This window comes from Lysinibacillus sp. FJAT-14222 (genome assembly GCF_001278875.1).
In the GTDB taxonomy this organism is placed as follows: domain Bacteria; phylum Bacillota; class Bacilli; order Bacillales_A; family Planococcaceae; genus Lysinibacillus; species Lysinibacillus agricola.
Genome location: NZ_LIYL01000034.1, coordinates 151,597 through 163,833, shown reverse-complemented (window position 1 = coordinate 163,833; position 12,237 = coordinate 151,597). Strand labels below are relative to the sequence as shown.

The window sequence follows — 12,237 nt, the reverse complement described above, 5'->3', positions numbered from 1 at the left end:
AATATCTTTAGCCTGTCACTTTAATCGATAAATTGCATCTGTTTGAAGCGTTATTTTGCACTCCAAGTAAGCCTTTTCTAATAATACAAGCACTCCAAGCTATGAGTTGTATTTTAAATTTGATTGTGCAAAATAACGCCTAAAATATGAGTAAATTTAAGTCTATTTTAGTTGGAATGGAGATTGTGATTGAAGAAAGAAGAGAACATAAATACAATAAACGTTTTATTTACTTTTAATTGTAAAATAGGTAATATTAAGGTTATAACTATTAAATTCGATTTTAGTTAAGGTTTAAAAAAATCTATAAGGTGGAGGGTTCAAAATGTTTCATAATTCGAAGAGGTATATGGGAATATTTTTTGTTGTACTATTATTTTCAATTTTAACAGTATCTACTGCAAATGCTGAAGAAAATGAGAATACCAATGTTGAAGAACAAAATCAGTCAGTAGTTTCGTCGGAATCGAATATTGTATTGAATGATTATATGAAAAATGGATATTTTATAGAGGCTTCAGACTTCAATATTACTTCGGAAAGAGAAGTTTTTGATATTAATGGAATAAACATTGCGAAATATTATGTTATAGAAGATTTAAGTGGTCAAGAATATTTTGCCGTTATTTCCAATAATCAAGAAAATTCAACCGTTCTTTTAGGTGGAGAAGGTATTCCAGATGTCTTTGAATTAGGGGATGAAAATTACTACTATCTTGGTGGTTATAGTATAGTTAGTGCTGATGATACAAATCAAATTATAGATTATATTAAATCGAAAGATGAAAATCTCTCGACATATGAGATTAAAGAAGATTTAAACATTCAATTGATGAATAGTAAAGCTGCGGGTGATGGATACGGTTCGGCATTATTGTCATCTCCTACATTTTCTCAATATGATAAAGATGTTAAATCAAGTTACCGAAATTCTGCATGTGGTCCAACTACTATAGCAGTAATTTTACAATACTGGCATGATAAGAAACTTAAATCAAAATTACAAGTTTTTAACAGTGGTTATTCAACTAAAGGAGCATTTATTAATAGCATGTATGCTAATCGCGGTGGCACTTCCTATGGTATGAGTGTAAATGGCGTGCGTTCAGGTCTAGAAAATGAAGCGATTGCAAGAGGATATTCAGCTACAACAAGTAGTTTTAATAATTTTTACTCATATAAGACTGAAATAGATAATAATAGACCGCTTGCAATAAAGTTTGATAAATACTTTACTCTTTTTGAACCTAATGCAGATTATGCATATGATTATCACTGGACACCTGGACTTGGATATATCTACGCTTCCACAGGTACACTGTTAAGAGTTCAAACGTTAGGTACTAATAGTACTATACGTGATATAAACTATAACGTTAACTCTGCAATTATATCAATGGTGAGTTTTTCAATTAATAATTAATTGTATTATTATGAAATTTCTTTATTAATTGTTAAATCGGTAGGTAAAGACACTAAAATCGAATTTTTATAGTTTAAAAAATTGTAATTATTAATAAATATAGTCTTGATACTTTATATGGCGGAAGGAGAGGGAAATGAAAAAAAAAATAATTATCTTTAATCTATTATTTTGTATAGTAGTTATTTTTGTTAATTACAATTATTTTAATTCTAAATCTCGAAACGCTATCGTATACAACTATGTGGAAAACTATATTGAAACTAACTATGGCATTGGTAGAGAAGATTTAAAATCTGAAGAAAACAATTACCGAAGAGGGATGGGGTTGTTTGAAATAGAAGTTAAAGATATAGTAACTAAAAATCATTACTTTTTTGAAGTGGATATTAGAGATGACTATTCATTAATTTATATAAAAGATCTTACTGAGGTTCATCGTAAGAATCAAGCTGATTAAAGAAAGTTTAATTTCAACAGGTATCAGCAATATTTTGAGAAAGATATAAAGTTTTACAATACAACAATATATTCTGGCTTATAAAAGCATTCTTGAGAGAGTGCTTTTTTATTATGTTTAAATATGGGGATTATACAACGGGAGAGATAAATATTATTCAGGAACAAAGTAGGGGTGATAGATATGAATGCTGATATGAAAAAAGTGAGAGATTGGATGATTGCTCGACCATTTGAAATTTCAATTGAAGAAATAACATATTATTATTTGTTCCAAAACTCGTGATTTTGTGAACGCTAAAGACATTTTAGCTAACATTATCCGTGATATTGCGAACGGTACATAACAATTGCTAGTACATTAAGAGCCGTATTTGTAGGAGCATATAGAAAGGCTGTAGAGCGTTTAAGTAATCAATCGAATAAACCATCATATGTAGAAGAAACAGTGAATAGAGAACGTCCTATACCGTTTTATAACTGGTTAGAAGAACGTGATAATTGTACACAAATAAATAGCAGGTCAAACATTGAGAATTGGCTGGAATGGTAGATATATTGAGATTGAAAAATATATTGGATATTAGAATGTATGAGTTCGACAACAAAAATGCTAAAATTTATAAAAGGACTTAAAGCTATTTTTAGATACATAATTAAAATGAAATTACTATTTTGGAGGTTAAATATGCGCAAAACACCAGAAAATACCTTTGAAAGATTAACAGAGTTAAATTTCCTAGTTATTATGATTTGTATAACATTTATAATTATTGGAATATCAAGCATGTTTGATTTAATTACTACAAATTCAATGTTTGTTCTTGCAATTTCATTGTCGGGGATATTTTTTGTACTTTCTGATATTATTCAATATTTATTGGATGTATATTCATTTGGAAAAATATTTAAAGTCCTCAAAAGAATTAGTCTAGCCTTTTCTATATTATCACTTTTAACGTTCCCTTTTTTAAACATTAAATTTATAAATTCTGATATACTGGCAACTGCTATTTCAATTATTGCTATAGGATTGACTATTATAAATCTAAGTCTCAATCATAAAAAGCTACAATATGAGACCTTTGAAAGAATGATAAAAGGAATGGAAGAATCATCGGAACTAACAAATAAGGCAATAGAACAAGCAGAAAGTGCACAATCTATGGTTATTAGGTTATTAGGTTATTAGGTTATTAGGTTATTAGGTTATTAGATAATGCTGAGGATAAAAAAATAAAGTAAATGTTGTTGACAGAGCCTATATAGGAATAATTTTGTAATTAACGATAAAGATCACTCCGTGATGGGTGGTCTTAATTGTTGTATATAATAGAAGAAATGCATCTATAATCATTGGTTCTTTTATAAGTTTGTCTTTATGTTAAGTTGATACGACAACTTTAATGGGTATTTTGATGATTTAGGAAAGTAGGAAAAACAAACAACTATGATTAGTTGCTGTTAATCAGATACGCAGTAAAATGAGCCTAGCTAAAAAACTAGGCTCATTACATTTATTTGTGCTATTATAAGACACGTTGATAATTTAATTTATTGTAGTGTACTCTTGAAAGGATGATATATATTATGAGTAACGAGCGACCGAAAATCGTGAGTTTCCATACTCTAGGTTGTAAAGTAAATCATTATGAAACAGAAGCAATTTGGCAGTTATTTAAAGAAGAAGGCTATGAACGTACGGAGTTTGATCGTCAAGCAGACGTCTATGTCATTAATACATGTACAGTAACAAATACAGGGGATAAAAAATCACGTCAAGTTATCCGTCGAGCTATTCGTCAAAACCCAGACGCTGTTATTTGTGTTACAGGATGTTACGCTCAAACCTCTCCTGCAGAAATTATGGCGATTCCTGGTGTTGACATTGTTGTTGGAACACAGGATCGTACAAAATTACTTGGCTACATAGACCAATATCTTACTGAACGCCAACCAATTAATGCTGTACGCAACATTATGAAAAATCGTGTGTATGAGGAATTAGACGTGCCTGCATTTACAGACCGTACACGCGCATCTTTAAAAATACAAGAAGGTTGTAATAACTTCTGTACGTTTTGTATAATTCCGTGGGCACGTGGGTTAATGCGCTCTCGAGATCCTCAAGAAGTATTGAACCAAGCCCAACAATTAGTGGATGCCGGGTATCTTGAAATTGTTCTAACTGGTATTCACACAGGTGGCTATGGACAAGACTTAAAAGATTACAATTTAGCCCAGCTACTACGTGATTTAGAGGCAAATGTGAAAGGCTTAAAACGTCTTCGTATTTCTTCAATTGAGGCAAGTCAATTAACAGATGAAGTGATTGAAGTTTTACGTGAATCAAAAATCGTTGTTAACCACTTACACATTCCAATCCAATCGGGCTCTGATACAGTTTTAAAACGTATGCGTCGTAAGTATACAATGGAGTTCTTCGGTGAACGCTTAACAAAACTACATGAAGCTTTACCAGACTTGGCTGTCACTTCTGACGTAATCGTAGGTTTCCCAGGAGAAACTGAGGAAGAGTTCATGGAAACATATAACTTTATTCGTGATCATAAGTTTTCTGAATTACACGTATTCCCATTCTCTCCACGTACAGGTACACCAGCCGCGCGTATGGAGGACCAAATTGACGAGAACATTAAAAACGAACGTGTTCACCGTTTAATCGCTTTAAATGATCAATTAGCAAAGGAATATGCTTCTCGCTTTGAAAATCAAGTGCTAGAGGTAATTCCTGAAGAATTCGTGCATGATGGAAGCGATGAGGCAGGGCTTTTAACGGGTTATACAGATAATTACTTAAAAGTAGTCTTTGAAGGTCCTGAAAGCCTTATCGGTCAGCTTGTGAAGGTGAAAATTACGCAAGCTGGATATCCTCATTCTAAAGGGCAATTTGTTCGTGTATTAGAAACTGTAAAATAAAATAGGGTAACTATGTAGAGAAACACCGTTCAAACTTTGGACGGTGTTTTGCTTTGCTCTATTTTTGATTAAATATATCACTTATTTTTCCTACAAATAACATGCTAAAATACTATATAAGTGTAATTAAATGACTTGAACTTATGTCAGCTCATAAAGGAAGTTGGTAACAGCATGTATAAAATTGGATTAGTTGGATTAAAAACTTCTATCGAACAAATAGTAGCCTTAGCAGATGAATATAAACATGAGTTAGAATTTATATCCCTTCCGTATGTAGAAATAAAAGAAGTAGAGAAAATTATTGAGGAACACAATTTTCATATGCATGCTTGGTTTTTTTCTGGTCCCATTCCATATGAAATTGCCAAAAGAAAATTAGGAACAGATAAAATAATGGTGTATGTTCCTGCCACAGAATCAGGTCTTTATAAAGCATTCTTAGAGATGGTCTATGATCAGGGTCAAATCATTGAGAAGTTAAGTATTGATACTATGACAGCAAATAATATTAGTAAAGAAGCAATGTCACAATTAACGATGAATATCCCGAAGATTTATACGAAAATGTTTGACTTAGATGTAGATACAAATGAGTTGTTAAATTTTCACTTGAACCTATGGAATGAGGAAAAGACAGACGGCGCTCTCACTTGTTTTCCATCTGTGTGTGAAGCACTAAGAGAACAGGGAATTCCAGCATACAAAATGTCAATGAGTACGATGGAAATACGACAATCACTTCGGGTTCTTTCAGAAAAAGTCAAGACCTCTTATTTTAAAGATACTCAAATAGGAGTTGAAATCATTGAAGTTGAATATTTTAACAAAGTGGCGGAGGAAATGAAAACACCTTATAATTTACAGTATTTAGAACTTCGACTAAAAGAAATGTTAATTCAACTTGGTGAGAAAATAAATGGCTCTTTTTCTGATAAAGGAAACGGGAGATATATGATTTTTAGTTCACGTGGTGCTATTGAGCGGGAAATCATGACACTTGAAGAGACTGTTCAAAAATTAGCGTTTGAAGCAGATACTACAGTTGCAGTCGGTATTGGATTTGGAGAAACGGCTTATTCGGCAGAAATTAATGCTTTTCGTGCTATTCAGCATTCAAAAGCAATGAAAAAACGTGAAATTGTCATTGTACAAGAGGATGGACTAATCGTAGAGTCTCCAGGAAAGCAAGGGGAACTACATTATTCAAGCCGTACACAAAATGAAATTCTTGTTGGAAAGTTAAAAAATGGTAACATTAGTGTGAAAACATATAAAAAAATAGTAGCCCTCATACAAAAGATGGGATGGGCGGATTTTACAACAAAGGACTTAGCGACACACCTTGAGATGACGGAGCGTAATGTTAGACGTATTGTTACCGATATGTGCAAAGTTGATTTGGCACAATGCGTTGGTCAAGAGACTTATGCCACTCGTGGAAGACCAAGTAAAATTTATAGATTGTTATAAGCACCTATTATTTTTGGTGCTTTTTTATTTTGTTCGTTAATTTAATTTAAACTGAAAAAATCCAATATTTTTATTTAGAATTTTCAAAAAAATGTTGTAATTAAACACTCGAGCTCTTATACTTCATTTAAGGAATTTTTTCTTTAAATAGTCCTTAAATAAGAAATTGAAAAGAGGTTGAGAAGTATGTCTTTAATGATGTTGATTCAAGAATTAGTTGGGATTGCTAAAGATGAGGTGATTGAATGGCGAAGGTATTTACATAAATATCCGGAGTTATCTTTTCAAGAAGATAAAACAGCACAATTTGTTTATGAAACATTACGGACTTTTGGAGATTTAGAAATTTCACGTCCAACAAAAACAAGTGTTATGGCCCGTTTAATTGGTTCAAAACCAGGAAAAGTTATTGCACTACGGGCAGATATGGATGCGCTTCCAATTGAAGAAGAAAATGACTTTGACTTTGTATCAACGCATCCAGGCGTGATGCATGCTTGTGGACATGACGGGCATACAGCGATGCTACTCGGAGCAGCAAAGATTCTTACACAGTTAAAGAATCTAATCGAGGGGGAGATACGCTTTTTATTTCAACATGCTGAAGAGTTATTCCCAGGCGGTGCACAAGAAATGGTAAAAGCAGGTGTATTAGAGGGGGTGGATGAAGTAATCGGAATCCATCTTGTGTCCACTGTTGAGATTGGTAAAATTGGGATTTGTGATGGGCCAGCTACATCAGGAAGCGATACCTTTGATTTGAAAATTAAAGGAAGAGGGGGGCATTCTTCAGAACCTCATTTAACGGTTGATCCAATTGCAATTGGGGCACAAGTAATTAACAATCTTCAGCATATTGTCTCAAGAAACCTTAATCCACTTGAGAAATTAGTTGTATCTATAACGAAGTTTCATAGCGGAAGTGCTTACAATGTCATTCCTGATACTGCTATTATTGGCGGATCGGTGCGAAGCCTTAATCCTGACATTCGTCAACAGGTTCCATCTTTAATTAAAAATGTCGTTAAGGGAGTTACAGAGGCACATAATGCGTCATTTGAGGTAGATTATCATTTTGGCTACAGTTCAGTAATTAATAACGATAGGGTAAGAGAGTTGATTGAAGAAACGATAGTTGAGATATGGGGAAAGAATCATTTACTAAGACTACCTGCATTGATGAGCGGTGAAGATTTTTCTGCATTCTCAGATGAACGATCAAGTTGCTTCATCTTTGTTGGTGCTGGAAATCAAAATAAGGGGATTATTTATCCGCACCATCATCCACGCTTTACATTTGATGAAGATGCATTAGAAATTGGTGTGGAACTGTTTGTTCAATCATCTTTTAAATTATTAGGGATAGAGAGTTCAAAAAAGCTGAATAAAAATCCAATCTACTTTCATTGATAAATAGATAAACAAAGGGGGATAAAGGAATGATTCATGAACCTGTTATAGCAACTATGATAATCTTCTCGCTAATCGCATTGGGGGAAATTATTTCTATTTTGACAAGAGCCAGAGTTTCTATGTTTCTAGTCGCTATTATTGGTTATCTTGTGTTAATTTGGACGGGAATTATACCGAAGAGTCTTATCAGTGATTCTAAATTTATTGAAATTGGTGCTGTATTGGGAACAGCTCCGATCATTATTCATATGGGGACACTAATTCCTATTCATACTATCCGTAGTCAATGGAAGGCAGTAGTCATTTCTTTAATGGGCATTGTTGTTGGTGCTGGTCTAATCCTTCTTTTGATTCCGATGATCTTTGACTATGAAACCGCTGTTGCGGGAACAGGGCCACTAACTGGTGGAATAATTGCTTTTCTTGTGACCTCGGAAGGGCTAAAAGAAATGGGCTTGGTAAGTCTTGTGACAATTCCAGCTTTAATACTTTCATTACAGTCATTATTCGGTATGCCACTCTCTGCAAATTTGTTACGTCGATATGCATTAAAGTTTCGGAATACAATAGATTCCGAAACATATGTAGCTTCCACAGTGGATGTGAGGGTAGAAGATGTTATCGATGAGGAAAAAGTAGAGGTACGAAGTAGCACGTGGATGCCGGAGAAATATCAAACAAATTTGATTCTTCTTTTCTTACTATTTATAGGTGGTGCTATTGCTATAGCTTTAGATCGAGTAACTGGCATACCATATAGTTTGTGGGCTTTGGCAATTGGCATCGGTGGGAGATTAATTGGTTTGTATCCAGACCGTGCCATGGAGCGTGCTAATGCTTTTACAGTCGGGATGGCTGGACTTGTATTTTTAATTCTTGCCACAATGAATGACATTACATTCAGTATGTTTATTAGTCGTCTCCCTGAAACTTTTCTAATTATGATTGTTGGAATTATCGGTATTTCAATTGGAGGATTTTTCGGCTCAAAATTATTTAAATGGGATCCTTTAAAAGGTCTTCCAGTAGCACTAACGGCCACAGTAGGGTTCCCGGGTGATTATCTTGTTTGTGAGGAAATTAGTCGAAGTGTAGGTAGAAATAAAGAGGAAGAAGAAAAAATATTAAATGAAATATTAACGCCAATGTTAATAGGTGGATTTACAACTGTAACAGTTGGATCAGTCGTTATTGCTAGTATTTTAATCAAAACATTATAGTTGCATTGTTTTAACTTCTTTCAACAACCGATTCCAGATGTAAATTTTGCCGAGGCATAATGGATTAGTTTCTACAATAATTTGAATTCATCTAATTTCATTCAAAATTAGACGGAAACGTTAAAAAATGTTATGATGCCAGAGAGGTACGTACAACTTGTTGATAGAAGGAGCGTCTGATAAAATGGAACAAAATTTCGCACGTATGATTGATCACACATTATTAAAGGCTGAAGCTACAAAAGAGCAAATCGAAAAATTGTGTGCAGAAGCAAAACAATTTAACTTTGCTTCTGTTTGTGTAAATCCAACTTGGGTGAAATATAGCAGCGAGCTTTTACAAGGCTCAGATGTTTTAGTTTGTACTGTAATTGGCTTCCCTTTAGGTGCTAATACGCCAGCTGTTAAAGCGTTCGAAGCGAAAGATGCGATTGCTAACGGTGCAAAAGAGGTAGACATGGTTATCAATATCGGTGCATTAAAGGATAAAAACTATGACCTAGTGCAAGCAGATATTGCTGCAGTTGTTGAAGCGGCAAAAGGCAACGCACTTGTAAAAGTAATTATTGAATCTTGCCTTCTAACTGAGGAAGAAAAAGTAAAAGCATGTGAACTAGCTGTGGCTGCAGGTACTGACTATGTGAAAACATCAACAGGTTTTTCTACTGGAGGCGCGACAGCAGAAGATATTGCCTTAATGCGTAAAACAGTAGGCCCAGATTTAGGTGTAAAAGCTTCTGGCGGTGTACGAAGCTTAGAGGATATGCAAAAGATGATTGACGCTGGAGCAACTCGTATTGGAGCAAGCTCTGGTGTAGCTATTATGAACGGATTAATTGCAGATTCTAATTATTAATAGTAATGAAAATCCTTATATAATAAGGACTACGGGGCTGTTCGTTATGAACTAGCCCCACTTTTAGCCCCAATTTCATTTAAACTTTGACTAAATGCTGCTACTGATGCCTCTTCCATTTCCTTAAGAACATGACCATATATTTCGTAAATCATTTTAGGAGTGTTTCCTAAACGTTCTGCTATGACCTTCACATTCAGCCCACGATTCAATAAAATAGTACAATGCGTGTGTCTTAAACCATGTAAAGTTATTTTTGGAAGCCTGGTTCTTTGAATAATCTTATACATGATTTTGGCTGTGTTGTTAGGTGCTATAGGCTCCCCTGACAAATGTGAGATAAAAACAAATGTATCATCATTCTCGTATTCATCTTCATCCATCAGTTTTAGTCCATACGACAACAATTTTTGCTTACACCATTTTTTATAGGTTTCTAATTGCTTCATAACAGCTTCTTCCACTAGAATGGTTCTATAGCTGTTTAGTGTTTTAGGCGTATGGGTACCACCATAATCCCTGGAACGTTCAATTGTTATTGTATTTTCTTTAAAATTAATATTTTTCCACTGTAATCCGCATGCTTCACCGCAGCGCATTCCTGTATATGCAATTGTGAGTAAAAAAGTGTAATTTGTGATGTTTTCATTTTTTTTAGCATCGTTCAAAAAAGTTACTAGTTCAACCGGAGTGAGGTAATTTTCTTGTTTCTTACCCGTCTCATCCCGCTTTGAATTAGCTGGTAGCACAATATCAACAAGTGGATTATGAAGCAATATTCTTTCTTTAATGGCCGCATTTATAATCGTTTTAAAGACATTATGAGCTTGATGTACTGTACTAGGCTTGTACTGTTTCGCTAACACGTCTATAAAGTTTTCTTGATAGATAACATCATCAAGGCTTTGGAGCTTATAGCGTCCTAGCAGAGGCTTAAAATGAAGGCGTATAGCTTTCTCACGGATGAGAACTGAATTATCGCTCCATTTTTTCTTTTTACAATTCTTCTCAAACCATAGATCTACATAATTATTAATAGTTAAGTTTTCATTTTCAATATGTTTAGTTTCACCGCGCAGCGTTGCAGCCTTCACTTCCAGAAGGGCTTTCAATGCTGCTTTTTCTGTTTTAAAGCCACTTTTCTTCTTCTCTTTCCGCTTTCCTGTAGCATCATAATACTTATGGCGATACATCCACAATTTCTCTTTGTTTGCATTGAAATAGTGATAAATTTCAGGTTCTTTCGTTGATTTATATAATTTCACCTTGTCCATTCCTTTCATGCTTGGCGGCGTATGTACAGGAATAGGTGAGTTTAAAAGTTATAAAAACTATCTATTAAAATTTTTTAAATACATCTGATTGAAGATTTACTTTTATGCTTTGCTGGATTCCTTTTTCAAGATTCTTTTGGAATATGTCGTCGTTATCAAGAGTGTCTTCGTTAATTTTTTTTATTAAATAGGATTGTAGTTCATGATTTAATTTATTTTCAAGATTTTTGTAGATGTCTTGATGAAAAGATGCACTAATTTTGTTGTAGATTTCGTTAATAAATATATATTTTTCATTTTCATTATCAAATTCAATTGTCAAAGGAATATTAGCAGCAAATATATCTGGATTGTCTAAAAGAAGTTCTACATTATTAATAGTTTTGCCAAGTAGGTCAAAACTTTGAGTGTGTTGATTCCTTTTTACATCCATTATTACATCTATATCAACAGTTGTAATACTTAAATGGTTTTCTGTAATAAAACTATCTGTCGAGCGTTCTTGTAAAGAAAACATACAGGAATTGATTTCAACAAAAAAATCAATGTCTAAAGGCTCATACTCATAAAATTCACATGGTGTAATACCAAGATACTTGCACAAAGTATTAATTGTCTCCATTCGCATCATTTCACTATCGTTTTGAGCTATTGAAGTAATGGTGTTCCTCGATATTCCTGTATCTTTTGCTACACGTGTTATTTTTAGTCCTCTTTCTGCCATTAATGCGGCTAAACGATTTCTAATCATTTTAATACCACCTTCCATAATGAAAATATATCAATAATTAAGCATAATGACAAGTTAACTTAACTAATCGCGAATTAAACTTGTGTATTTAAAATTACTATGGTAGAATTCGTTAAAAGTAAAAACGACAAGGAAAGTTATCGTTTTGGTTAGTATATTGCTTTATTGATAATAAAATGTATAGTTTAGTTGTCGTTATATCTTTTAAAGGAGGGGTATGGGTGAAAAATAATTTGCGTTTGTTAATGGCTCAGAAACACATAAATATTACACAACTTTCAGAAGCAATAGGTATATCCAGAAATGCAATTGCTAGTATCTATCATGAAAAAACTACTCGCATGGATATTAAAACAATTACTTTGCTTTGTAATTATTTTGAATGTACGCCTAATGATTTGATTGTCATTACGAAAGGAGTGAATTGA

Annotated in this window: 11 protein-coding genes; 9 read left to right on the top strand and 2 right to left on the bottom strand. The window is 33.5% G+C overall.

The window, feature by feature from the left end:
* Nucleotides 1-325: 325 nt before the first annotated feature.
* The 8 genes from AN161_RS15625 to deoC all read left to right on the top strand — a co-directional run bounded on the left by AN161_RS15625 (nt 326) and on the right by deoC (nt 9,784).
* The gene (locus AN161_RS15625; protein WP_053595265.1) at nt 326-1,423 is read left to right on the top strand and encodes a C39 family peptidase; all 1,098 of its coding nucleotides are present in this window, start codon (nt 326-328) and stop codon (nt 1,421-1,423) included.
* 136 nt (nt 1,424-1,559) lie between these two features.
* Nucleotides 1,560-1,883 (top strand): histidine kinase, encoded by a 324-nt coding sequence (locus tag AN161_RS15620; RefSeq protein ID WP_053595264.1) that lies wholly within the window; start codon nt 1,560-1,562, stop codon nt 1,881-1,883.
* A 687-nt stretch (nt 1,884-2,570) separates the two neighbouring features.
* Nucleotides 2,571-3,074, top strand: coding sequence for a hypothetical protein (locus AN161_RS15615; protein WP_053595263.1), 504 nt, complete (start codon nt 2,571-2,573; stop codon nt 3,072-3,074).
* Between the two features lie 398 nt (nt 3,075-3,472).
* Nucleotides 3,473-4,822, top strand: a complete 1,350-nt coding sequence (gene mtaB / locus AN161_RS15610; protein ID WP_053595262.1) for a tRNA (N(6)-L-threonylcarbamoyladenosine(37)-C(2))-methylthiotransferase MtaB — start codon at nt 3,473-3,475, stop codon at nt 4,820-4,822.
* A 174-nt stretch (nt 4,823-4,996) separates the two neighbouring features.
* The gene (locus AN161_RS15605) at nt 4,997-6,295 is read left to right on the top strand and encodes a hypothetical protein (RefSeq protein WP_053595261.1); all 1,299 of its coding nucleotides are present in this window, start codon (nt 4,997-4,999) and stop codon (nt 6,293-6,295) included.
* 195 nt (nt 6,296-6,490) lie between these two features.
* On the top strand, nt 6,491-7,705 hold the full coding sequence (locus AN161_RS15600; RefSeq protein ID WP_143114843.1) for a M20 family metallopeptidase: 1,215 nt from the start codon (nt 6,491-6,493) through the stop codon (nt 7,703-7,705).
* 29 nt (nt 7,706-7,734) lie between these two features.
* The gene (locus AN161_RS15595; RefSeq protein ID WP_053595259.1) at nt 7,735-8,928 is read left to right on the top strand and encodes a hypothetical protein; all 1,194 of its coding nucleotides are present in this window, start codon (nt 7,735-7,737) and stop codon (nt 8,926-8,928) included.
* Between the two features lie 184 nt (nt 8,929-9,112).
* Nucleotides 9,113-9,784: a deoxyribose-phosphate aldolase gene (deoC, locus tag AN161_RS15590; RefSeq protein ID WP_053595258.1), complete on the top strand. Its 672-nt coding sequence runs from the start codon at nt 9,113-9,115 to the stop codon at nt 9,782-9,784.
* A gap of 44 nt (nt 9,785-9,828) precedes the next feature.
* Here the strand turns inward: deoC and AN161_RS15585 are convergent, their stop codons facing one another.
* On the bottom strand, nt 9,829-11,058 hold the full coding sequence (locus tag AN161_RS15585) for a tyrosine-type recombinase/integrase (protein WP_053595257.1): 1,230 nt from the start codon (nt 11,056-11,058) through the stop codon (nt 9,829-9,831).
* Between the two features lie 64 nt (nt 11,059-11,122).
* Nucleotides 11,123-11,809 carry a helix-turn-helix transcriptional regulator gene (locus AN161_RS15580; RefSeq protein ID WP_053595256.1) on the bottom strand — a complete coding sequence of 229 codons (687 nt, stop codon included), beginning with the start codon at nt 11,807-11,809 and terminating at the stop codon, nt 11,123-11,125.
* A gap of 221 nt (nt 11,810-12,030) precedes the next feature.
* Between AN161_RS15580 and AN161_RS15575 the strand changes: the two genes are divergently transcribed.
* A complete protein-coding gene (locus tag AN161_RS15575) occupies nt 12,031-12,237 on the top strand; it encodes a helix-turn-helix transcriptional regulator (protein ID WP_053595255.1) in 207 nt (68 codons plus the stop codon).

Excerpts from the sequence above, each read along its gene's own strand:
- AN161_RS15620 (WP_053595264.1), top strand. The coding sequence starts at position 1,560 with ATGAAAAAAAAAATAATTATCTTTAATCTATTATTTTGTATAGTAGTT.
- mtaB (WP_053595262.1), top strand. The coding sequence starts at position 3,473 with ATGAGTAACGAGCGACCGAAAATCGTGAGTTTCCATACTCTAGGTTGT.
- AN161_RS15580 (WP_053595256.1), bottom strand. The coding sequence starts at position 11,809 with ATGATTAGAAATCGTTTAGCCGCATTAATGGCAGAAAGAGGACTAAAA.
- deoC (WP_053595258.1), top strand. The coding sequence starts at position 9,113 with ATGGAACAAAATTTCGCACGTATGATTGATCACACATTATTAAAGGCT.
- AN161_RS15615 (WP_053595263.1), top strand. The coding sequence starts at position 2,571 with ATGCGCAAAACACCAGAAAATACCTTTGAAAGATTAACAGAGTTAAAT.
- AN161_RS15595 (WP_053595259.1), top strand. The coding sequence starts at position 7,735 with ATGATTCATGAACCTGTTATAGCAACTATGATAATCTTCTCGCTAATC.
- AN161_RS15605 (WP_053595261.1), top strand. The coding sequence starts at position 4,997 with ATGTATAAAATTGGATTAGTTGGATTAAAAACTTCTATCGAACAAATA.
- AN161_RS15600 (WP_143114843.1), top strand. The coding sequence starts at position 6,491 with ATGATGTTGATTCAAGAATTAGTTGGGATTGCTAAAGATGAGGTGATT.
- AN161_RS15625 (WP_053595265.1), top strand. The coding sequence starts at position 326 with ATGTTTCATAATTCGAAGAGGTATATGGGAATATTTTTTGTTGTACTA.
- AN161_RS15585 (WP_053595257.1), bottom strand. The coding sequence starts at position 11,058 with ATGGACAAGGTGAAATTATATAAATCAACGAAAGAACCTGAAATTTAT.